This is a genomic window from Bacillus sp. AY2-1, from assembly GCF_008368965.1.
In the GTDB taxonomy this organism is placed as follows: Bacteria; Bacillota; Bacilli; order Bacillales; family Bacillaceae_G; genus Bacillus_A; species Bacillus_A thuringiensis_S.
Map to the genome: position 1 here is coordinate 15,522 of NZ_QPEL01000107.1, position 22,737 is coordinate 38,258.

Genomic DNA, 22,737 nt, shown 5'->3' on the forward strand with positions numbered 1-22,737 from the left:
TTTTTATCCGTTCAATTATGCTCTATCTTTAGAAGAATTTTGTTGTTTTAATAAGTCGCGAATTTCGCCAAGAAGAACTTCTTCTTTTGTTGGTTCTGGAATTTCTTCCTCTTTTTCGTCTTCTTTTTTAGATGTTAGTTTGTTGAAAACTTTAATAAACATAAAGATAGAAGCTGCGATAATTAAGAAATCAAAAATTGTTTGGATGAAGTTACCATACATAACAGCTGATTTACCGTATCCAAAGTGCAAATCTGTAAAGTTAACGCCACCTAATACCATACCAAGTAATGGTGTAATAATGTCTTTTACTAAAGAACTAACGATTTTACCGAATGCAGCACCGATTACAACCCCGACAGCTAAATCAACGACATTCCCTTTGAAAGCGAACTTTTTAAACTCGTTCCACATGTGTCAATCCCATCCTTTCCACGATTCATTATGAAATTTATAATTCCTATCAACATATTTTATAGAAATTTACGAGAGAAATAAAGGGGAAATGGGAATGAAAGTAAATTCTGAAAAATGTATCCGTTTTAATTTTTGTTTACATCATCTAGTAAAGATTGTAGCATTTGCTGCGTTTTTAATCCTTCTAATCCATCTACAACAGGCTTTGTATCTCCGTGTACACATTCAATAAAATGATGAACAGCATCTTCAAAACCACGTTGTTTTAACGTCGTATCCCATGATGGAGAACCGCTTTGTGAAACTGAGTTTTCCTGTTCAATTTCAAATGTATTCATATTTTTTACGCGAATGATTTTCCCTGGCGTTACAAGTTCAATTTGTTCTAAATTTGTACCGGCATGGCGATGCATTGCAGTAGAAAGTAACAGTCCACTTGGAGTTGTATATGTATGATGTCCGTAAAGAAGTTCATTCTTTTCATTGATTTGCATCATATTGTGAACGACGTTAAGGTCATCATTAGCGAACCAGCGAGCAGTATCTACAATGTGTAAATAATCATCTAACATAGTGAAGTCGTACGTATATGGCCCGACTTTATTTGTGCGATGCTTTTCAATTCGAATCCATGAAATATCATGAGCCTGTTCTTTGGCAGCAACATACATAGGAACGAATCTGCGATTAAATCCGACCATTAATTTTCGGTTATACTTCTCGCTCAACTCGACTAGTTGCTCAGCTTGTTCCACAGTAGCTGCTAACGGCTTATCAACATAAACGTCGATTCCTTTTTTCAAAAGCTCAGAAACGATTTCATAATGCGATGCAGTTGAACTATGAACGAAGATTGCATCACATTCCGAAGCTAACGTTTCAATAGAATGAAAGTCTTGAATTCGGTATTGCTGGCAAACTTGTTTTCTTTTCTCTCCGTTAGGTGTAAACGCCCCGACAAAGTTCCAATCTGTTTCTTTTGTAAGTGTTGGAAGATAGGCCTTTTGCGCAATGCTACCAAGTCCAATCATCCCAATTTTAGGTTTATTCATATGTATTCCCACCCTATTAATATTGATGTAACGGCTTAAATGTAGCATAGGATGGGGGAGGAAGGCAAAGATAAGCTTTTTACTTATTCCCTTCTAACAAAATCTTCTCTATCTCTGCAAAATTATGAGCGCGAGCATGCTCTAACGGGGCAACACCATCATTATCTGGAATATTTACATCTGCACCGTGCTCAATAAGAAGGCGAATGACTTGTTGCTGTGTTTCGTTTCCGTTACTTAGTACGATGGCTTCCATTAAAGCTGTCCATCCTAGGTTATTTACATGATTTACATCAATATTTGTTCGAGTGAGGAGTTCTTTTATAACGTCAATATAGCCATGTTCTGAGGCTGGGATAAGAGCTGTTCCGCCGTAACGATTTGTAATCGTAGGATCTGCACCAGCATTAATTGTTAGCTTTAAAATGTCTAAGTAACCTTCCGCACCGGCGTATAGAAAGGGATTGTTTTTCATGTCATCTTGGATATTTACGTCAGCACCAGCTTCGATAAGTGCTTTTGCGGTTTTTACATCATTTTTGTATGTAGCAATCATAAGAGGGGTACGTCCTTGATTATCCGTCGCATTTATATTTGCACCTTGTTTTAGTAAAGATATAACAGTATTCGTTTCATTTTTTTCAGTAGCTGCTAGTAGTGCAGTCTCCATGTTTGTCATCTCCTTTTTGACTTCTTGTTCTTGCGAGCATCCTTGTAAAAAAATTACGCAACATATCATACTGAATGTTTTTTTGAACATGGAATTTCAACCTCCTAATTTCAACTGTAAAATAGGAACATTAAATTTTTATAAACTGACGCTAAAATTACTATAAAATCGCTTGAGTATTTGAACATATATTTTTATGCTTATGAATATGAAGGATGGGTAAAGTGAGGATGTAACATATGTCTATTAAAACAAGGTTTTTATTTTCTTATATTGCTGTAATTCTCGTTTCTATTACGCTCATATTAGTCGCGGGATTTTTAATTGTTTTTTCAATAACAGGTGATTTGGAAGCAGTGAAAAATTTCTATAAAAGTTCTTACATTCAAAAGCCGCTTACACCAGAAGAAGAAAATGCCTATCTTGAATTAAAATTAGCGGCAAAGCAACATCAATCTCAATTATTAGATAAATCGTTCGTTTCATCAATTGAAAAAGAAGGTGTGAAAATAATTGTAAGAAAGGGAGAAAACATTTCTTATGCTAATAAGGGATTTGAAAGTTCGACTTTAACAGAAGCCCTTCCGAAATTTGAAGCGGCAAATATTAATAGTCGTGGTACAACGGAACTAGGCGAGACATTTTATCGATATGTAAAGTTTGATTTTTATTTTCCAGAGAAAGAAGAAGGGAGTATATTTGTACTAAAAAAGCAAAGTTCATTTGTAGATCTTACACAAAAATTATTTCCAATCTTATTCGTATCGCTTTTACTATTAGCCATTTTACTCATTGGTTTATTAAGTTATCTTGTTTCAAGAAGTGTAATAAAACCAATTTTTGTATTGAAAGGTGCAACGGAGAAAATTAAAGAAGGAAATTTAGATTTTCAAATGCCAGTTACATCGCACGATGAAATAGGTCAATTAAATCAAGGATTTGAGGAAATGAGGAAGAAGTTAAAGGAATCGATTGAAGTACAAACGCAGTATGAAGAAAATCGAAAAGAACTTATTTCAAACATATCGCATGATTTAAAAACACCGATTACATCTATTATCGGATATGTAGAAGGAATAAAGGACGGGGTAGCAAATACGCCAGAAAAAATGGATAAGTATTTAACGACAATTCATACGAAGGCAAAACATATGGACACACTCATTGATGAACTCTTTTTGTTTTCGAAGCTCGATTTAAATCGAGTTCCATTCCAATTTGAGACAGTTGAATTAAATACGTTTATGCAAGAATTAATAGAAGAGATGCAGATGGATTTAAGTGAAGAAGGTATAGAAATTAACTTACAATTACATTCATCGCCATTATATGTAACGGCTGATTGCGAAAAGATAAATAGAGTTATATCAAATTTAATTCATAATAGTGTGAAGTACATGGATAAAGAAGAGAAGAAAATTACCGTAACAGTATCGAGTGATAACAATAAAGTTATTGTGAAGGTGATAGACAATGGATCAGGTATAGAATCTGATACGCTACCGTATATCTTTGAACGTTTTTATCGTGCAGAACAATCGCGAAATTCTAGCACAGGTGGAAGTGGACTTGGTTTAGCAATAGCGAAGCAAATTGTTGAAGAACATGGCGGGGAAATTTGGGCGGAAAGCGAGCTTGGTAAAGGCACAAGCATTTTCTTCTCATTGGAAAAAGTAGAGGAATGTGGTGAGTAAATTGAAAAGAATTTTACTAATAGAAGATGAAGTAAGTATTGCAGAATTACAGCGAGATTATTTAGAAATTAATGATTTCCAAGTTGATGTAGAGCATTCAGGAGAAACAGGTTTACAAATAGCCCTGCAAGAAGACTATGATTTAATTATTTTAGATATTATGCTTCCGAAAATGAACGGATTCGAAATTTGTAAACAAATACGTGCTGTAAAAGATATTCCGATTCTACTTGTTTCAGCAAAAAAAGAAGATATAGATAAAATTCGCGGGCTCGGATTAGGAGCGGATGATTATATAACGAAACCGTTTAGCCCAAGCGAATTAGTCGCAAGAGTAAAAGCGCATATTGCTCGTTATGAAAGATTATCAGGAAATGTAAGTAAGCAACGTGATACGCTATACATTCACGGAATTTCTATCGATCAACGAGCGAGGAAAGTTTTTATAAACAATGAAGAAGTGGCATTTACAACGAAGGAATTTGATTTATTAACATTCTTTGTCACACATCCAAACCAAGTATTAAATAAAGAACAGTTATTTGAACGCATTTGGGGATTAGATTCCGCTGGTGATTTAGCCACTGTTGTCGTCCACATTAGAAAGCTACGTGAAAAAATTGAAAGAGATCCTGCCCACCCGCAATATATTGAAACAGTATGGGGAGCTGGTTATCGTTTTAATGTGTAGGGAACCTGTCAAAGTTTTGGCAGGTTTTTTTGTATGTGATCAAAAGGGGATAATAGGTAATTTATGTTAAAATATAAAGAGAGATAAAACATAGGAGAGTGTGAGAGGGCGTGCTACATTTTGGGGGATACATTAAAAGATAATAAATCAAACAAGGTTTTAAAGATTGGAACTAATATTGTACTTATCTTATTAATTATTGGTGCAATACAAATGTTTTATGATGAAGATTCTACGAATGATCATTTGGGTTGGTTATTTATGATGGTCTTTTTTGCAATTAAAATAATTTCTAGTTTTATGATAAGTTTAAAAGAAGGAGATAAAAAGTCAGTATTTATTGATTTAGGTTTAATGATTTTTTCTGTTCTTCTTTTGGTTGTTACTAGTGTGAAATATTTCTTTTGAAAAACCTCATAGTCTTATAGAGGCTGTGAGGTTTTTGTTGGAAAATTAACTTGCGACCTTAATATGCTATTTTAGAGTTCCTTGTTGCAATGATTTATAAAATATTTGAGTAGTAGAAGTAAACTGAGCAGCTTCTTCTAAAAAAGGATAATGGTTGCTCTCCTCAAATGTCACAAAAGTAGAATCGCATATACCCTCATGTATCTCGATGGAATATTGAATAGGACACTGCACATCGTGTCTTCCACACATAATTAGTGTTTTTGTTTTTATAGAAGGTAAATACTCCCTTAAATCAAATGAAGGATATTCATTGGCGAAAGCATTCATCCGGCTAACGGACATTGTTTTTTTGATTGGTTTACAAAAATAAGAGTTGTAGTTTTCTGGTTTATACAATGATAATTTTGTTCTCTTAGTAGATAGTTCTTTCCGTTCTTCACTTGTAAGGTGAGGGCTTTTTAAGTTTTCGATGAGCTCTTGCATATAATGAAACTGTGAATGTTCTGGATGATAAATACAAAATGGTGTTTCGGTATAGTTACTTGCTGCAGCGCCTGCTACGACTAATGATTGTAAGGAATTTGGATATGTAATCGCATATAAAAGTCCAAGCATACCACCTGTTGAATGACCAGTGAAATGCCATGTTGGGAGTTGTAAAGCTTCCCGTATTGCTTCTAAATCGTGAACCGTTTCAATCATACTTAATTCGTTTTCTGACTGGGTGGTTACAGAGCTACCAGCATCTCGTAAATTAATGAGAAATACACGATGCGTAGCAGTGAAAACATCTGCAAAGTAATCACCAGTTTCATTAAATTGTGAATAGTGATGTGTAATACAAAGCGGTTCGCCATTTCCTTTTGTAAAGAGTTCAAATGTGCCGCGTTTTGTGGGGATCATTTGTTGTGTCCACATAATATCACGTCCTTTTTTCATAAAAGTTGGACCGGTTAATTATTAAATAAAATATATCGGCGCAACTCGAAACATATCGACTTACCGACAGTAGTCGACAATAAATAAAAGGAGGCTATTCAAAAACGAGCCTCCTTTTCGTTTAGTACAAAGATTTTGTCATATTATTCCGAATGATTTCAAGGGATTTCGCTACAGTTAATGCATTCTTTTCTTCAATTTCTGGTTTACGGGGGATAGGTTTATACATGTTGTCTGGATCTTCCCATGTGAGGGGAAGTTCTGTTTCGGCTTGTCCTTTCCAAGCGTCAATCCATTCTGGAGGGAGATAACCCGAGATGTTTTGGATGTTGTTCATTTCGAGCCAAATAAGTGCCCAAGCTCTTGGTACGACGCGCCAATGGTCATAGCCACCGCCGCCGACAGCGATCCAGCGACCGTCGCAATATTCATTAGCAATTTCACGAGCGAGCTTCGGTATTTCGCGGTAAATATTCATGGTTGCACAAAGGTGTGTAAGTGGGTCGTAGTAATGTGCGTCGGCACCATTTTGCGTTAAAATAATATCCGGTTTAAAGTACGCTGCAACTTCTTTTACAACTGTTCGATATGATTTTAGAAAGGATTCATCTTCTGTAAAAGCATCCAGTGGAACGTTAAAAGAATAACTATAACCATTACCTTGTCCACGTTCGTTTACAGCGCCAGTTCCAGGGAATAAATAGCGACCAGTTTCATGTAATGAAATGGTGCATACGTTAGAATCATCATAAAACGACCACTGCACGCCATCACCGTGATGAGCGTCTGTATCAATATATAAGACGCGTAAACCGTATTTCTTCTGAATATACTTCATTGCGATGGAGCTATCGTTATAAATACAAAAACCAGATGCCTTGCCACGGAAGCCGTGATGTAAGCCTCCACCTAAGTTAAGTGCGTGTTTTACTTTTCCGGAAAGAACAGCATCGACAGCTGTTAACGTACCGCCAACGAGCAATGCGCTTGCTTCGTGCATATTTGGGAACATCGGTGTATCTTCTGTTCCTAGTCCATATGTCATCGCAATTGATTTTTCTAACTTTCCTTCTCCAGCACGTTTTACCGCATTTATGTACTCCTCTGTATGAACGTAGGCAATCTCTTCATCTGTAGCCATCCGTGGTGAGATGATTTGAGAGGGAGAGATGAAACCACCCTTTTGTAATAAATCATACGTAAGTGTGACGCGCAGTTGGTTAAAAGGATGATCAGGGCTAAATGAATAGCCCCGAAAGTCATCCGAATAAATAAACGCGCTACTCATGCTTGCATCCCCATGATGTTCGGCCATAATACGCGATAGCCTTCTGCTTCAAGTGCATCAATCACTTTTAGAGGATTCATCGTTTGAATGCGGAAAACAAGTACTTTATCATTCTCATCTTTTGCTGGGTAGACGAGAACGCTCACGATATTTATTTGTAAATCACTAAAAATAGCAACGACTTTTCCAAGAATACCAGGTTCATTTTTTACTTGAATTTCAATTTGTGAACTCGGTTGATGTGCTCCTGTTAATTTTACTAACGTGTGCAGTACTGTAGATTCTGAGATTATTCCAACTAACTTCCCAGCTTTTGTAACAGGAAGACAGCCAATTTTATTTTCAAAAAATAAAGTAGCAATTTCCTCAACGAAATCGAGAGGGTGGCAAGTCATTACAGGATGTTTCATAATAAGTTCAAGCGGTTGCTGTAGCATATCGAGTGAAACTTGTTCATCTAGAATAGACGGACTTGCATCTCTTACATCCCGATCAGAAATAATGCCTACGACGTGATTATTTTGATCGACAATTGGAATGTGCCGAATTCCTTTCGTGCGAATCGTTCGGATTGCTGTTTCGATTGTATCGTTTGGATGTAGTGTAACTACATTTTGATTCATAATTTCTTCTACAATCATTCCAGTTGCCCCCTTTATTAATACATAAAACGATTGTGAAAACGTAGACGATCAAAAGCTTGAATAGAATCCGTATCAACGCGTTTACCGATGCGGACCATTAAACAGTTGGCGGGATGTGAACAAATTTCAGGATCGTCTGTAGCCATCCATTGTAACCCGCCGGCATTCATCATCTTTTCCATTACTTTTCGGTATTCCCAAACATTTAATCCTGTTTGTTTCAAATCCCAGTGCCAATAATATTCAGTCGTCAATATAATGTAATCTTCCATATAATCGTCCATCATAGAAACCTCTAGTAAGTTCTTTCCGACAGAACTCCCGCGGAAGGCTGGAACTACTTCAATTGCCCCAAGCTCAATTAAGTTTTCTATTTTTCCTTCTGACCATCGTTCAAGTGGATCAGGATATAAATATGTAACATATCCAACAATCATCTGGTCATGTCTAGCAATAATGAGTCGAGCTTCTGGTAATTTAGAAATTTCGACAATTGCTTTATATTGCTGTTCAGCAGGACGAAATGCAACTAAATCTGGATGAAATTCATACATTTCAAGATTATGTGTAGAGACAGGACCTTCAATAATTAAAGTGCCTTTCGCTGTTTTTAAGTTTCTAGCATTGTATATTTTTTTATGAATCAATGTATTGCTCACCACCTTGAGGGTTTGTGAATCTATTAATATCGTACTTTATAATATATGCGATGTGAATCGAATTTTGTCATTAAAAATTTGTCTAAAAACCAACAAATATACTGAAAATTTTAAATAATATCATTATAATAGATAATAGAATACATAGGAGGGGGATGTAAAGTATGAAAGTAGAAACGCTTCCTGTCATTAAAGGAGAAAATAATTTGCCGAATTATGATGAGGCATACGCGAATTTTAACTGGGAAGAGGTTAATAAAAACTTTACTTGGAATGAAACAGGCCGAGTAAATATGGCGTATGAGGCAATTGATAAGCATGCGAAATCCGATCGAAAGAATAAAGTAGCTCTTTATTATCAAGATGGATCGCGAAAAGAGAAATATACATTTAAGGAAATGAAGGATTTTTCTAATAAAGCAGGAAATGTCCTGAAAAATTATGGCGATGTAGAAAAAGGCGATCGCGTTTTTATTTTTATGCCACGTTCTCCAGAATTATATTTCGCACTTTTAGGTGCAGTGAAATTAGGAGCAATTGTTGGACCGTTATTTGAAGCATTTATGGAAGGTGCGGTTCGCGATCGTTTAGAAGATAGTGAAGCGAAGGTGTTAATTACAACGCCTGAGTTATTAGAGCGTGTACCATTAAATGATTTACCTGCTTTAAAAACAGTTTTTCTTGTTGGAGATAATGTAGAAGAAGGCGGTAAAACGGTAGCGTTCAATCCTTTATTTGAACAAGCTTCAAAAGAATTACATATTGAATGGTTAGGCCGTGAAGATGGTTTAATTCTTCACTATACGTCTGGTTCTACTGGTAAGCCAAAAGGTGTGCTTCATGCGCAAAATGCAATGGTTCAGCACTATCAAACGGCGAAATGGGTATTAGATTTAAAAGAAGACGATGTATATTGGTGCACAGCTGATCCAGGCTGGGTAACGGGAACTGCTTACGGTATTTTCGCACCGTGGTTAGTTGGAGCGTCAAATGTTATTTTAGGTGGGCGATTTAGTCCGGAAGCTTGGTATGAAGCACTGCAAGATTACGGTGTAACAGTTTGGTATAGTGCACCGACAGCGTTCCGTATGTTAATGGGAGCTGGACAAGACGCAATTAAAAAATATGACTTATCACAAGTTCGCCACGTATTAAGCGTTGGTGAGCCGTTAAATCCAGAAGTAATTCGCTGGGGTATGAATGCATTTGGACTTCGTATTCATGATACGTGGTGGATGACAGAAACAGGTGGACAAGTTATTTGTAACTACCCTTGTATGGAAATCCGTCCAGGTTCAATGGGTAAACCCATTCCAGGTGTAAAAGCAGCGATTGTTGATAATGAAGGAAATGAAGTTCCTCCATACACAATGGGTAACTTAGCAATTGCGAAAGGTTGGCCATCTATGATGCGTGCAATCTGGAATAACCAGCAAAAGTATGAATCTTATTTCATGCCGGGAGATTGGTACGTATCAGGTGACTCTGCCTATATGGATGAAGATGGATACTTCTGGTTCCAAGGACGTATTGACGATGTAATTATGACGTCAGGTGAGCGCGTTGGTCCGTTTGAAGTAGAAAGTAAATTAATCGAGCATGCTGCTGTTGCAGAAGCAGGTGTAATTGGTATTCCTGATCCAGTGCGTGGCGAAATTATTAAAGCATTTATCGCACTTCGAGCAGGATACGAACCATCTGATGAATTAAAAGAAGAAATTCGTCAATTTGTAAAGAAAGGCCTAGCAGCTCATGCAGCGCCACGACAAATTGAATTTAGAGATAAATTACCGAAAACGAGAAGTGGTAAAATTATGCGCCGCGTATTAAAAGCGTGGGAGCTGAATTTACCAACAGGTGACTTATCAACGATGGAAGATTAAGAGAGGAAGGTCTGAACGAAAAAATGTTCAGGCCTTTTTTTATGTTATTATTAACTTATATATATAAGTTAACGGGGGTAGTATGATGAAAACAGAAAAAGAAAAGATGATACTAGGAGAAATGTATATACCGGCTGATCCAGTTTTAGTACAAGAAAGAGAGCAAGCACGTATATTAACGAGAAAATTAAATGATACGCCAGAAGAGCAATTGAAAGAGCGTAGCGAAATCATAAAAGAATTATTCGGAACGACAGGAGATAATATTCATCTTGAATCTTCTTTTAGATGTGATTACGGCTATAACATTCATGTCGGTGAAAATTTTTACGCGAACTTTGACTGCACGATTTTAGACGTATGCCCGGTAACAATCGGAGTGAACTGTATGTTAGCTCCAGGTGTTCACATTTATACAGCAACGCACCCGCTTGATCCGGTAGAGCGTATAAGCGGATCAGAATACGGAAAACCAGTTACAATTGGCGATAACGTATGGATTGGCGGAAGAGCAATTATTAATCCAGGTGTAACAATTGGAGACAATGCGGTGATCGCATCTGGTGCTGTCGTAACGAAAGATGTGCCTAATAATGTAGTAGTTGGCGGGAATCCTGCAAAGATTATAAAAAAACTAAAATAATATTTGAACGAAGTGCCTTCCTCGTCTGTATACATTTATGAAAGAATAGATGAGGGAGGCTTTTATATGTCTAATAAATTACTTCTTACTTTTGCTTTAATTGGGATTATAGTTGTATTTTCTTGTGGTCTTTTCTTACCGATACCAATTGGATATAGAGTATCAATGCTTACAGCTGGAGTTATAATGGGTGTTATGTTTTCAATCATTATTCCATTTGATAGAAAACATATAGTACGAAAAAAAGGGAATAAAATCGATTTTACAAAAACAAAAGTTTATTTTCGCTGGAATGTATTTGATACGATTTCTGTTTGTCTGGCATTGTATGCATGCATATGTGTGCAAGCGTTAAATACTTTAGTTGCAATGGGATTTACGATTCAAAACCCATATGTGCAATTTTTTACAAATCAATCACAATTGTGGATTTTTATTGCGATTGCATATTTAATTTCCCGTATTTCATTAACGTTAAAAGGAATAAAGGAGATCAAAAATCATGGCGCAGATTGGGATTGAGGAGGAGCTCATGCTTGCGTATCAAAGTGGAGATAAACAAGCGGGAGAAAGACTATATGTTTTAATCAAACCAGCGCTATACACATTTTTATATCGATTTAACCGAGATGAACAATTAAGTATCGATCTTGTGCAAGATACGTTTTTGACGCTAGAGCGTAAGAAACATATGTATGAACTTGAAAAAGGTAAAATAAAAACGTATTTATTTCAAATTGGTTATCGTCTTATGATTAATAAGTTAAATAGGAGAAAAAAGTGGCGTACGCTTTTGCCATTTTTAGTGCCGATTCCGGAAAAAGAATTTTCTCACGAAGATCGGCTTACAGTAAGAGAAGCAATTTTGAAAGTTCCAGAAGAGCAAAGAGCGGTCCTAATCCTTTCTTATTATCATGACATGCAGCAAAAAGAAATTGCAGAGATATTAAACATTCCGATTGGAACAGTGAAATCGAGACTCTATAACGGGATAAAGAAATTGAAACAATTGCTGGAGGTGGATGAAATTGAGCGAAAATCTCTTTAAAAGTGAATATAAATTAAAGCAACATTTAGATAGTGATCATGTAGAAATACCAGACTTTCCAAAAACGGTAAGTCAATTCGATCGATTAATCGGGTTTCTTGGTTCTCCAGCGAAAGATCCTGTGGAGGCGACCATTGGGAATGATTTATCGGTTGTGTTTCATGTATCGTTATTAGTTGGGGTTCCAATTCTTTCTCTTATTACGATACTCTTTATGGCGTTGTAAAGGATTGGCAAGGAGGGAAACCTGACCTCTATTTGACACGCCTATATAAATGATGGTATAAAGAAAAGTATATGAATAATTGAGCGTGGAAAGGGAGAAGTAGTGATCATTTCCCTGTTTTAGAGAGCTGATGGCCGGTGAAAATCAGCACATAGATGATCGCGAATTACGCCCCTAGAGCATCTTTTTTCGATTGAATTGTATTCAAAAGGGAAAAGACGGTGCTAAGCCGTTATGTAAATAAGGTGGTAGGCTTTTTTGCCTGCAACTAGGGTGGTAACGCGATAATCAAAATCGTCCCTTATTTGAAGGGGCGATTTTTTTATGTTTTCAACCTTCACGCCAGTAATGAACTTAAAGGAGAGTATGTAGGATATGGGTATTTTACAAGATCTTGAATTTCGCGGTCTAATTAATCAGCAAACAGATGCTGAGGGCCTTGAGCAATTATTAGAAAAAGAAAGCGTTAAATTATACTGTGGTTTCGACCCGACAGCGGATAGTTTACATATTGGTCATATGTTACCAGTATTAATGTTACGTCGTTTCCAATTAGCTGGCCACCAACCAATCGCACTTGTTGGCGGTGGTACTGGTATGATCGGTGACCCGAGTGGTAAAAAAGCAGAACGTACATTAAATACGAAAGATACAGTTGCTTACTACACAGAAAGCATTAAAAACCAACTTTCAAACTTCTTAGAGTTTGAAAACGTGGACAACCCAGCAACGATGGCTAACAACTATGACTGGCTTGGTAGCTTAGATGTAATTTCATTCTTACGCGATATCGGTAAAAACTTCGGTTTAAACTATATGTTAGCAAAAGATACAGTAGCATCTCGTTTAGAAACTGGTATTTCATTCACTGAGTTCAGTTACATGATTTTACAATCATACGACTTCTTAAACTTATACCAACACCATAATTGCCGTCTGCAAATCGGTGGTAGTGACCAATGGGGTAACATTACAGCTGGTCTTGAATTAATTCGTAAATCAGAGGAAGATGCGAAAGCATTCGGTTTAACAATTCCACTTGTTACAAAATCTGACGGTACGAAGTTTGGTAAAACAGAAGGCGGCGCAATTTGGTTAGACCCAGAGAAAACAACTCCTTACGAGTTCTACCAATTCTGGATTAACACAGATGACCGCGACGTTGTTAAATACTTAAAATACTTCACATTCTTATCTCATGAAGAAATTCTTGAGCTTGAAAAGCAAGTAGCTGAAGCACCAGAAAAACGTGCAGCACAAAAAGCATTAGGTTCTGAAATGACAAAACTTGTTCACGGCGAAGAAGCATTAGAGCAAGCGATTAAAATTTCAGCTGCATTATTCAGCGGTTCTGTAGCAGAACTAACTGCAAGCGAAATTGAACAAGGATTCAAAGACGTACCATCTGTAGAACGTACTGCAGAAGATACAGTATTAATCGACTTACTTGTAGAAAGCAAAATCTCTCCATCAAAACGTCAAGCACGTGAAGATGTAACGAACGGCGCAATCTACGTAAACGGTGAGCGTACACAAGCGTTAGACTACGTTGTAACAGAAAACGACCGCATCGAAGGTAAATTTACAATCATTCGCCGCGGTAAAAAGAAATATTTCTTAATTCGTTACTAATAAATAAAAAGCTTTGGGGAAATTCCTCAAAGCTTTTTTTGTTTTAATCTCCTTTTCGAGTTCATACGGAAATCACATGTAAGCGGTATGATAAACGTATAACAATTAGAAAGGAGTGGTAAAACGAAATGTCACTAGAAGCGTTGATTATTTTTTCTTTGCTAAACGCGGGTCAACTTGCAGAGAATTCGAAGGTTGATATACATAAAGAGCAGAAAGATGCTTATGTATATGTTCAAAAAGAGGAAAATAAATAACTTTAATATATATAAATAAAAGCTACTCGAAGTAACTGTTTTGGTTTCTTCGGTAGCTTTTTTGTATGCATAGGATTCAAATTTAGTAAGTGAGCTATTTAATAGAGGGTTTGTAGAAGAAAAAAATATAATTAATGTGAACTGATAAATTGATAAAAATAAATCGTTATAAACAGGAGGATTTGTATGGAACATAGTGAGGCATCTCAAAGATTGTTACTTTCAGATTGCATGGATTCTATAATTACTATCCAAAAGTTAGGGATAGATGAACAGTTTACCCCGATAGGTTATGATAATCTATTTAGTCATAAAACAAGTAGTGACTCCTAAAGGGAACGTTTAGATAATTTAGTGTATAAAATCAAAGAAAGGTTTATCATGATATTAATATTTTCCTTTATTAAAAACAGCCGTTTCAAGTATTGACTTGAGAAGGCTGTTTTTTTGATTTAATCTTTTAAGTCCCCCTGTCAAAAAATAAAATTTGTCCTCTGGGGAGGATAGGTAGCGTAGGGGCACATCAATAGTTGCACTATTTTTAAAAAAATGAAAGGGTGGTGAAATGTCTACGAAACTCTATAAGTATTACATAATAAAAGCCACAACTCATGAAAAGACCTTCTAATATATTGTTAGTTTATTTGATTAATATTCTTTGTCCACTTTTCGTAACTCTGACTGTGTAAGTCCATATGTCTATGTTGTACAACCTGCTAACAACATAACAGGAATAGCTAAGGCTAATAGTTTACGTTTCATTGACATATACCCCTTTGTGTTATTTCTTTTTACTTAGTTCTTTTGTTGCTTTGTCTACTAACTCAGAAGCTTCGTCTAAATCCTGTTTAGCGAATTCAATTGTATCTTTATCATCCTTTTCTAAACCTGCCTGTATGTTTTCTACCCCTGATTTCGAGAATAACATTGCTTTACTTATGTTTATCGGTGCTTTATTGTCTTCAGCTAACTTATAATCTAATTTATCAATCTTATCAATTAATTCGAAATAAGGTTTCGATAACTCTTTTAACTTTTCAGCCTTCTTCTTATTAGATTTTCTGCTATCTATAAGGTCTTTTATTTCTTCCGTTTGTTCAGTGTAATCTTTAAGTAAGTATGTTGCATTCTTACTATAGTCTTCTTTCTTGTTTTCTTTAACAGAAGCTTCCATTACTTCGTCTTTCTTTTTATCGTTTGACTCACAACCTACCCCTGTTATTAACAACATTGGAATCGCTAAAGTTAATAGTTTACGTTTCATTTTTTCATACCCCTTTAGTATTTATTATTCTGCTTCACTTACACTTTGTATTTCCGCAAGACCTTGTGCGATACTCGCAGCTAGTTAAAGTGCTGTACTATAGTTATCACTAGATGTTTGATTAAATTCATATAGATGTTCTAATTTTTCTTGCAGTTTTTGCCTCATGACAGTAAAAAGATTTACCATAGCGTCCATACCTGGGATCGGCATAGTTTGGTTGAGCGCTTCTGTACTTGCTATCATTCGATCGATTTCTCGAATTTGTTCTAATATCTCCTGTTCGATAACATCTGTAGAAGCTACCTGTGATTGAAAGTCTCTTGGAAAAGCATCATTTTGACGGATTAATTCTTCGCATAAGTAAATGATTCCTTGTGCTAACGGACGAAAGGTTTGTAAGAAATATGCTTTTGCACTGCTATATGTTTGTCCTTGTAGAACAGTATCCAATGCAAAAGCATTAATAGAATGAATAATTTGTTCCATTCCTTGAATAGTAGCGTTACAGAAAGCGTTCATACTTTCTGTTTGAGCTTTTACTTGACCGAGATACATATTTAAAGACATGAACTTTCCCTCCCCTTACAAGAAAAATAATACCAATTTAAGGAAGTGATTGTAAATGTAATATTCTAATTATTTAGCGAAAAAGGTACTCTTTCATTAAGTTTTATAATCTCATTCGGATGATCTGGTAATGAAGAGGTTTTTTAGTTGAATGTAAATAGAAAAAGGGAAGGTATAGATTATGTACAAATAAATACGTTGTAAAAATAATGTTAAGAAAAGGAGAGTACAGCAAAGAAAAATGAGTTATGGGATAGAATGTAGTGTTTTTAAGTGTTAGAAGAAGGGGGAGGTTTTTATTAATGTGGATAAAAAATGGATGGAATTCTAGAGAGGGGGTTAAGTTTTATTAACTATAGACTTGCAGTTCTTTTTTATTTTGTTACATTGGTCTGTTTCTATGCATATAATCGGGTTATATTCAATAAAAAAAGCCCAGGCTCCTTGATAAACAAGGTTCCTAAGGCTTTTAATACTACTCTTTGCAGAGTACCGAGATTAACGAGAGTAGAACTCTTTAGTATTAAAAAGCCTTATTATATCAGTATTCATAGCACATTTATTATTAACTAGCCCCAAATTTAGCCCCACTTTCTGCTAAACTCTGGCTAAATAACTCTACTGACATGGACTCCATTTCTTTTAATACATGTCCATAAATTTCATAAATCATTTGTGGAGTATTCCCTAAACGTTCGGCAATTACTTTCACATTTAAACCTTGATTTAATAATATGGTGCAATGTGTATGGCGTAACCCATGTATTGTTATCGAAGGAAGGTTTGTTTTATTTAATACTCTTCTAAATGCATAAAGGACACTGCTATCTGTTATAGGTTTCCCAGTTTGATATGATGTAAATACAAAGGACTCATCCTGCAGTTTGTATCCAAAAGATAGCATTGTTTCCATGCACCATTTCCGGTATATACTTAATTGATTTACTAATACATCATCTATTAAAATTTTTCTATAGCTATTTTTTGTTTTTGGTGATCGTATACCTTTATTATCTCTGGTACGTTCAATTGTAATTGTTTTATTATCAAAATTGATGTTTTTCCACTGTAATCCACAGGCTTCACCTCTACGAATCCCTGTGTATGCAACGGTTAATAAAAATGTATAGTTTGTGGCGTTTTCTTCACGTTTAGCTATTGATAAAAATTCAACTAATTGCTCAGGTGTGAAATAATTATTGTTTTCTTCTTTAAGAGTTTCTTGACTTGAAAGTTTGATTTTTGTGAAGCGATTGCGAGACAATATTTCATCTTCTACAGCTGCGTTAATAGCAATCTTAAATAGAGTGTGAAATAAATGAACTGTACTTGGTTTGTATTTCTTTTCAAGTACATTCAAAAATTCTCTTTTATATGTGGTTCTATCTAATGTTTGTAACTTATAGTGACCAAGTAATGGTTTCATTTGTAACCGAATGGCCATTTCACGTTGTGCTCGAGAAGTTGGTTTCCAACTATTTTTATGAGTGTTATACCAAGTATCCAACCATTCACCAATGGTCATTTGATCATGTTCTACTTGTTTAGATTCACCACGTATTGTTGCAGCTTTCACTTCTAAAAGAGATTTGAGAGCTGCTTTTTCTGATTTAAATCCACTTTTTTTCTTCTCTTTACGTTTTCCAATGTTGTCATAATACTTATGACGGTACATCCATAGTTTTTCATTCTTTGCATTGAAATAATAGTATATTTCCGGTTCTTTTGCTGATTTGTGTAACTTCACCATTACCATTCCTTTCATTGCTTTGGCTGGCGTATGCATAGGAATGGATAGGTATTGGATTTATTCAAAAACATGTGTAACTTTATTTTTGTGCTTTAAGCATGATATTTGCCATTTCGTTTAGCAGGTGTAGATTGGAGTCGTTCAATTTATTTAATGTATCTACCATCTGTTTTTCAAACTTCATTTTTTTTTCTAAGTATTCCCAGTGTTGTTCCCATTTTCGTTGAGTTTCTGCCTCTATTTCTTTATATTCCTCTGTTTTCTTCCATGCTTCCTCTGCTTTTTCCCATTCCTCTGCACTTAATGCATTATTTTCATCGAAAAGAAAGTATCCAGCCTTATTTATTAGTGTTTCATAATCATAGTTGTAAGCTTTTGCTAGCTTTTTTATTGTTTCAAGGGATGGGCGATTAAATTTACCCGTCCGAGGATCAACACCCTTTTCTAGATTGCTTAATTGTACATGACTAATTCCTATCAAATTTGCCATTTCCCTTAAAGAATGATTACCTCTCAGTTCTCTTAAAAGTTGTCCGAAATCATTCATCGGATTACCTCCTTATTTTAGTTTTTTTGTTAATCGTGCTTTACATGAGTTTAACACCATGATATATTATTAGCAAGAGGTGTTAAACATGATTAACAAAATTAGAGAAGTTAGAGAAAAAAAGAAAATATCGCAGACTGAATTGGCGAAACGCTCTGGTGTGAGCAGAACTACTCTTTATAATATTGAAAAGGGTGGTGATACACGTGTTTCCATTGCACTCTCAATAGCCCATTCACTTGGAGAGGATGTGGGAAAAATTTTTTATAATTCTTGTTAACCCTGTTTAACGATTTACAAAAAGGTAAATAGGAATTGTTTATATAAAGAAATTATTGAGATGAGGTAATTATATGATTCCTGCAAATGTGCAAGTAAATATTGATGAAAAAGCCATTAAGGAATATATACTGCAGCAAATAGATCAACAACTTCACGAAACCTTATTGATGGTGGATCTTGAAAAGTTAGCAGTAATTACATCAATGAGTAAGAGATTTCTAGAAGATGAGATTTTATCTGATCCACGGATGAGATTAATAGAGCGACGTCGCAACAGAAAACGTTGGTGGTTCTATAGACAAGCCCTTGAAGTAATAACAGAAATTGTAGATGAATGGTAAGCAACAACGCTTTGGCTGGCGTGTGCATAGGAAACAAAGTTCATAAAAGATTAGGTGGATAATACTTATTAATTTAAATCGTTTGATATTTTGTAGCAACGTTGATTTGGAAAGAATTGAGGTGAATAGGTTAATGAAAACTGCTGAAGTACGTGAAGACAAGTTACATATGATTTTAGAAAAAGCGGAAAACGGGGATCCGAAAGCAATCAAAGTTTTAAAAGAAATTAATCGAATATTAAAGCAAGTATGATATTTGCTTTTAAAAACATTATTAAGAGAAAAGGAGGTGCTCATTTTTGAAAGTTACCATGCCGCACTATATAACAAGAATTGATGAAATGTTACCTGGGGCAAAAATAATCAAGCTAACTGGATATGCAAACGGAAATCAAGAGTATCAAAAAGCAAAAACGCCAGTATGTAAGTGGAAAGATAGCCAGGGATTAGATGATTTAGAAATAAATAAATGGATAAACCAAGGCGGATGGATTGGAGCAGTTATTCCTCAGGAGCGGATTATCATAGATGTGGATGACCAGGTTCAAGGGGAACTTGTCAAAGATTTGCTTGAAGGAGAAAACAGGCATCACCATTCGATTAAAACACCAAATGGATGGCAGTTTGTATTTGCAGCTAAAGAGAAAAGGACTCAAGACATTAAACAGATTACGAAATTTTTCTCTCAAATAGGTGTGGTTATTGATACCCGTACAGCTGGAGCAGGGTATATTGTTTTTCCTACAAACAACACAGAAGGACGTTACATAGTTACTAATAGCATAAATCAGCTGGACGAATTACCACAATATTTAAGGCCGGTTAGAAATACAGATAAATCTAAAGATTATATGTTTCCGGTACCTATAGAAAGCTCAGGAAGCAGAAATGACACACTGTATAAATTTGCTACACATTTAAAAGCGTGGAATGTTCCTAACGAGGAAATAATGCAGGCAATGGAGCTTATATATGAGTATTTTCTTTTAGATAAAACTGACTTTCCTTATAACGAATTAAAGGCCCTTACGCAGTCAGCTATTCAATGGAAACCAGACCAGTCAAAAAGACAGCATATGCCTGACAATAATTTTGAAATGTATGCCGAAGGTAAAGGCGAAAATAAAATTATTCCTAAGCCTTTTAAAGTAGGGAATAAAGGTACACTTTTTGAGACGAGAGAGGATAAGGATGGGAATGAGATAACAAAACTTGTATCTCGCAAAATCCCATATATTACAAAGGAATTCCATAACATAGAGCGGCCACAAGTACTCTATGAAATTGAATGGAAGGAAAGCAATAGAACTGTAAGAGAAGTTGTGCCGGCTTCTGCTATTGCTATTAGAAAAGAATTACTAGAACTAAGTGATAAAGGTTTTTCTGTTAATGATAATAACGTTAAAAAAATCATTACTTATTTTGACCAATATCTATTGATTAATAATATAGAACAACATTATGCGGTAGAACGTTTAGGACATATAAAGGATACTTTTATCCACCCTTTAGTTACTAAAGATGTTGAAATTATGGCGATAGATCATGGTGAGAAACAATTACTTGAAGCCTTTGAGGTGAAAGGAACAAGTGATACTTGGAAAACAGAAGTGTTTGAACGAATTAAACAGAATCCCAAGGCTGTATTTTTTGTTCTTTCTAGTTTTGCGAGTGTCATTATAAAGGATTTACGCTTGCAACCTTTCATTGTTGATTTAAGCGGAACCACCTCACAGGGGAAGACTACTACATTAAAAGTAGCCGCAAGTGTTTGGGGTAATGAAAGCTTAATGAGTGAATGGAATGCTACAAAAGTATCTATTGAGAGAAAATCAGCATATTTAAACAGTTTTCCTTTATTAATGGATGATACACGAAAAGCCGATGAACGTATTTTAAAAGATGTTATTTATTCTTTCAGTGGAGGACGTTCAAAAGGAAGAGGCAGTTTAAAAGGAAGTCAGAGGGAGTTTACTTGGCACAATATTTTACTAAGTACAGGTGAAGTTTCTCTAAATGAGTACGCTAAAAATCAAGGTGGGGCGGCTGCAAGGATTATCCCATTAATTGACGAGCCATTAAAGAAAGATCATAGCAATATCATGGGACTTTATGAAGCAATGGAAAACAATTATGGAGCGATAGGAATAGAGTTCTTAAAAGTTTGGTTGAAACATAAGAAGGAGCTTACTCCAGAGTATCACAAGTTTAGAAAACACTATGTAGATAAAGCGAAAGGTAATGAAGTATTAAGCCGATTAGCTGGATATTATGCAGCAGTTCATTTCACAGGCAGTATATTGAAAAACAAAATGGACTTTGATATTGATCTAAAAGCCATTTCCTCATTATTTGATGATATAGCAGAAGAAAATAAATCCATTGATAAGCCACTTCAATTTTTAGAAGAGATACTTACAGATTTGGATAGTAGTAGACAAAATATATTTTATGATTATATGCCTAAAATTATTAAAGCAATCTATAAAGATAAACAAAGACAGTTGTTTTTGACACCAGCTTATACCACCGATTTCTTAGGTGTTGAAGAAAAGCAAGTAAGACGTGAATGGTTAAAGAGAGGCATGACAATTCCAGTTGAAAAAGGAAGTAAAGTAGTTGATTACAAACTTGTAAGCCATAAGGGCAAGAAATTTAATGGTATACCGTTAAATATGGAACTTGTAGGAGATCTAGGATTTGATTTTTATGAAGCTAATATAGATTTTTCAGATTAGTAGTAATAAGAGTAATAGGGAATTACTTAATTTAAAATTTCTTATTACTGTTTAAAACCCTTATAAATCAAGGGTTGAATCAGTATAAGTAATAAGAGTAATAAAAGTAATAAGGATTTTGATATATACATGTATTTAAAAAAAAGAAAAAAATCCAGTTTATATATGTAAGTATTTTGATTTTAAAAATGTATTACTTTTATTACTGATAAGTCAAATCCCTTGTGGGAGTAAGGGGAAATAAGGTAATACGTCCAAAACCTTATTATTACTCGTACTACTGATATTTTTATAGAAAAGGCAATGAAGCTTAGAGCCGTAAGCATTTCAAGGTTTTAGCAAAAAGTAATAAACATGTATTACTAAAAAAATGGAGGTAAGTAAATGGCAACTAAAAAAGCTCCAATCGTATTAGCAATTGAACGTGATGAAAAAGGAAATCTTAGTACATGGTGCTCGGCGTGTGATTGTTTCCATCATCATGGTACCAGTGAAGGTCATCGGCAATCACATTGTTCAAACGAAGATAGTCCTTATATTCACACAGGCTATTTCCTTAAGAAGATGAAACTATCGGGTAAAGAGGTTGTTACAAAGAGTGAGCCTAAGTAGGTGATACGTAATTGGTTTGCCTTAAAGATTATCAAATGTTAGGAGAAGAGATCACTTATTTGGAATACAAGTTAAATAGAATACATGCTGAATTAAAACGTCAGAGTAAATGGGGTCAAGATATATTATCAATTAATACAGGCAATGAAGAAACAGAAAAGATACTAAATCAACTTAGGAAGAAACTCACATTTAAGAAAGAACAATTGCAACGGCTCGATGATATATTGAGTAATTTCAAAAACTTAGAACAACAGATACTTAAGCTGAAATATATTGAAGGAATGACGTTAGAAGGCATAGGAACCAAATTAAATTACAGTACGCATTATATTAAAGTGAAACATGCTGAGATTATGAGAAGAATTAAGTTTGCTGAGAGATTAAAGGTAAGAGAATAGAGAACTGTGGAAGGAAAACAAAATATTTTAAAAGCTATTTAATTAATTAAACAAGAATTGAATTGTTCATTTGTAAAC

26 protein-coding genes, 1 pseudogene and 1 other annotated feature are annotated in these 22,737 nt (G+C 35.1%); of the genes and pseudogenes, 16 read left to right on the top strand and 11 right to left on the bottom strand.

The window, feature by feature from the left end; genetic code table 11:
- Positions 1-15 precede the first annotated feature (15 nt).
- The 3 genes from mscL to DN403_RS22935 form a co-directional block, all read right to left on the bottom strand.
- Positions 16-414 carry a large conductance mechanosensitive channel protein MscL gene (gene mscL / locus DN403_RS22925; protein ID WP_000267015.1) on the bottom strand — a complete coding sequence of 133 codons (399 nt, stop codon included), beginning with the start codon at positions 412-414 and terminating at the stop codon, positions 16-18.
- 128 nt (positions 415-542) lie between these two features.
- Complete coding sequence (locus tag DN403_RS22930; protein ID WP_001039713.1) at positions 543-1,469, bottom strand: Gfo/Idh/MocA family protein; 927 nt, start codon at positions 1,467-1,469, stop codon at positions 543-545.
- 79 nt (positions 1,470-1,548) lie between these two features.
- Entirely contained in the window at positions 1,549-2,229 is a 681-nt protein-coding gene (locus tag DN403_RS22935) for an ankyrin repeat domain-containing protein (RefSeq protein ID WP_017763662.1), read from the bottom strand.
- Between the two features lie 149 nt (positions 2,230-2,378).
- Between DN403_RS22935 and DN403_RS22940 the strand changes: the two genes are divergently transcribed.
- The 3 genes from DN403_RS22940 (at position 2,379) to DN403_RS22950 (ending at position 4,932) form a co-directional block, all read left to right on the top strand.
- A complete protein-coding gene (locus DN403_RS22940; protein WP_000023861.1) occupies positions 2,379-3,833 on the top strand; it encodes a HAMP domain-containing sensor histidine kinase in 1,455 nt (484 codons plus the stop codon).
- Position 3,834: 1 nt separating this feature from the next.
- Positions 3,835-4,524: a response regulator transcription factor gene (locus DN403_RS22945; RefSeq protein WP_003280338.1), complete on the top strand. Its 690-nt coding sequence runs from the start codon at positions 3,835-3,837 to the stop codon at positions 4,522-4,524.
- Between the two features lie 120 nt (positions 4,525-4,644).
- Positions 4,645-4,932 carry a hypothetical protein gene (locus DN403_RS22950; protein WP_000502927.1) on the top strand — a complete coding sequence of 96 codons (288 nt, stop codon included), beginning with the start codon at positions 4,645-4,647 and terminating at the stop codon, positions 4,930-4,932.
- Between the two features lie 66 nt (positions 4,933-4,998).
- Here DN403_RS22950 and DN403_RS22955 read toward each other — a convergent pair whose 3' ends face one another.
- From DN403_RS22955 to acuA, 4 genes are all read right to left on the bottom strand, one after another.
- Positions 4,999-5,874 (bottom strand): alpha/beta fold hydrolase, encoded by an 876-nt coding sequence (locus DN403_RS22955; protein ID WP_133963689.1) that lies wholly within the window; start codon positions 5,872-5,874, stop codon positions 4,999-5,001.
- Between the two features lie 121 nt (positions 5,875-5,995).
- The gene (acuC, locus tag DN403_RS22960) at positions 5,996-7,162 is read right to left on the bottom strand and encodes an acetoin utilization protein AcuC (protein WP_017763659.1); all 1,167 of its coding nucleotides are present in this window, start codon (positions 7,160-7,162) and stop codon (positions 5,996-5,998) included.
- Positions 7,159-7,803: an acetoin utilization AcuB family protein gene (locus DN403_RS22965; protein ID WP_000634583.1), complete on the bottom strand. Its 645-nt coding sequence runs from the start codon at positions 7,801-7,803 to the stop codon at positions 7,159-7,161. Before DN403_RS22965 ends, acuC begins: the two co-directional genes overlap by 4 nt.
- Positions 7,804-7,820: 17 nt before the next feature.
- Positions 7,821-8,453 (bottom strand): acetoin utilization protein acetyltransferase AcuA, encoded by a 633-nt coding sequence (acuA, locus tag DN403_RS22970; protein ID WP_000581392.1) that lies wholly within the window; start codon positions 8,451-8,453, stop codon positions 7,821-7,823.
- A gap of 176 nt (positions 8,454-8,629) precedes the next feature.
- Between acuA and acsA the strand changes: the two genes are divergently transcribed.
- The 8 genes from acsA to DN403_RS31295 all read left to right on the top strand — a co-directional run bounded on the left by acsA (position 8,630) and on the right by DN403_RS31295 (position 14,487).
- On the top strand, positions 8,630-10,348 hold the full coding sequence (gene acsA / locus DN403_RS22975; protein ID WP_000862047.1) for an acetate--CoA ligase: 1,719 nt from the start codon (positions 8,630-8,632) through the stop codon (positions 10,346-10,348).
- 82 nt (positions 10,349-10,430) lie between these two features.
- A complete protein-coding gene (locus tag DN403_RS22980; RefSeq protein WP_003257681.1) occupies positions 10,431-10,991 on the top strand; it encodes a maltose acetyltransferase domain-containing protein in 561 nt (186 codons plus the stop codon).
- 66 nt (positions 10,992-11,057) lie between these two features.
- Positions 11,058-11,513, top strand: coding sequence for a hypothetical protein (locus DN403_RS22985; RefSeq protein WP_000066443.1), 456 nt, complete (start codon positions 11,058-11,060; stop codon positions 11,511-11,513).
- Positions 11,494-12,039, top strand: coding sequence for an RNA polymerase sigma factor (locus DN403_RS22990; protein ID WP_000057202.1), 546 nt, complete (start codon positions 11,494-11,496; stop codon positions 12,037-12,039). The genes DN403_RS22985 and DN403_RS22990 overlap by 20 nt, the downstream gene beginning before the upstream one ends.
- Positions 12,020-12,265: a hypothetical protein gene (locus DN403_RS22995; RefSeq protein ID WP_001293698.1), complete on the top strand. Its 246-nt coding sequence runs from the start codon at positions 12,020-12,022 to the stop codon at positions 12,263-12,265. The genes DN403_RS22990 and DN403_RS22995 overlap by 20 nt, the downstream gene beginning before the upstream one ends.
- A 77-nt stretch (positions 12,266-12,342) precedes the next feature.
- Positions 12,343-12,570 (top strand) — a binding site (T-box leader).
- 70 nt (positions 12,571-12,640) lie between these two features.
- Entirely contained in the window at positions 12,641-13,897 is a 1,257-nt protein-coding gene (gene tyrS / locus DN403_RS23000) for a tyrosine--tRNA ligase (protein ID WP_063675844.1), read from the top strand.
- Positions 13,898-14,025: 128 nt separating this feature from the next.
- Entirely contained in the window at positions 14,026-14,154 is a 129-nt protein-coding gene (locus tag DN403_RS23005) for a hypothetical protein (RefSeq protein ID WP_000050940.1), read from the top strand.
- Between the two features lie 186 nt (positions 14,155-14,340).
- The gene (locus tag DN403_RS31295; protein WP_017763656.1) at positions 14,341-14,487 is read left to right on the top strand and encodes a hypothetical protein; all 147 of its coding nucleotides are present in this window, start codon (positions 14,341-14,343) and stop codon (positions 14,485-14,487) included.
- Positions 14,488-14,935: 448 nt separating this feature from the next.
- On the opposite strand, the gene DN403_RS23010 is transcribed toward DN403_RS31295, so the two are convergent.
- From DN403_RS23010 to DN403_RS23025, 4 genes and pseudogenes are all read right to left on the bottom strand, one after another.
- Complete coding sequence (locus DN403_RS23010) at positions 14,936-15,418, bottom strand: hypothetical protein (protein WP_017763655.1); 483 nt, start codon at positions 15,416-15,418, stop codon at positions 14,936-14,938.
- A gap of 87 nt (positions 15,419-15,505) precedes the next feature.
- A pseudogene (locus tag DN403_RS23015) lies at positions 15,506-15,988 on the bottom strand (T7SS effector LXG polymorphic toxin); the annotation flags it as partial.
- A 565-nt stretch (positions 15,989-16,553) separates the two neighbouring features.
- On the bottom strand, positions 16,554-17,735 hold the full coding sequence (locus DN403_RS23020) for a site-specific integrase (RefSeq protein WP_481747567.1): 1,182 nt from the start codon (positions 17,733-17,735) through the stop codon (positions 16,554-16,556).
- A gap of 82 nt (positions 17,736-17,817) precedes the next feature.
- Entirely contained in the window at positions 17,818-18,285 is a 468-nt protein-coding gene (locus tag DN403_RS23025) for a helix-turn-helix domain-containing protein (RefSeq protein WP_149185765.1), read from the bottom strand.
- Between the two features lie 88 nt (positions 18,286-18,373).
- Here DN403_RS23025 and DN403_RS23030 point away from each other — a divergent pair, with 88 nt between their 5' ends.
- The 5 genes from DN403_RS23030 (at position 18,374) to DN403_RS23050 (ending at position 22,659) form a co-directional block, all read left to right on the top strand.
- Positions 18,374-18,565, top strand: coding sequence for a helix-turn-helix transcriptional regulator (locus tag DN403_RS23030; RefSeq protein ID WP_000608690.1), 192 nt, complete (start codon positions 18,374-18,376; stop codon positions 18,563-18,565).
- A gap of 73 nt (positions 18,566-18,638) precedes the next feature.
- Complete coding sequence (locus DN403_RS23035; protein ID WP_098395287.1) at positions 18,639-18,908, top strand: hypothetical protein; 270 nt, start codon at positions 18,639-18,641, stop codon at positions 18,906-18,908.
- A 299-nt stretch (positions 18,909-19,207) separates the two neighbouring features.
- Positions 19,208-21,646, top strand: coding sequence for a DUF927 domain-containing protein (locus DN403_RS23040; protein ID WP_149185766.1), 2,439 nt, complete (start codon positions 19,208-19,210; stop codon positions 21,644-21,646).
- Between the two features lie 384 nt (positions 21,647-22,030).
- The gene (locus DN403_RS23045) at positions 22,031-22,258 is read left to right on the top strand and encodes a hypothetical protein (protein ID WP_149185767.1); all 228 of its coding nucleotides are present in this window, start codon (positions 22,031-22,033) and stop codon (positions 22,256-22,258) included.
- A gap of 11 nt (positions 22,259-22,269) precedes the next feature.
- The gene (locus DN403_RS23050; protein WP_149185768.1) at positions 22,270-22,659 is read left to right on the top strand and encodes a sigma factor-like helix-turn-helix DNA-binding protein; all 390 of its coding nucleotides are present in this window, start codon (positions 22,270-22,272) and stop codon (positions 22,657-22,659) included.
- Positions 22,660-22,737 lie beyond the last annotated feature (78 nt).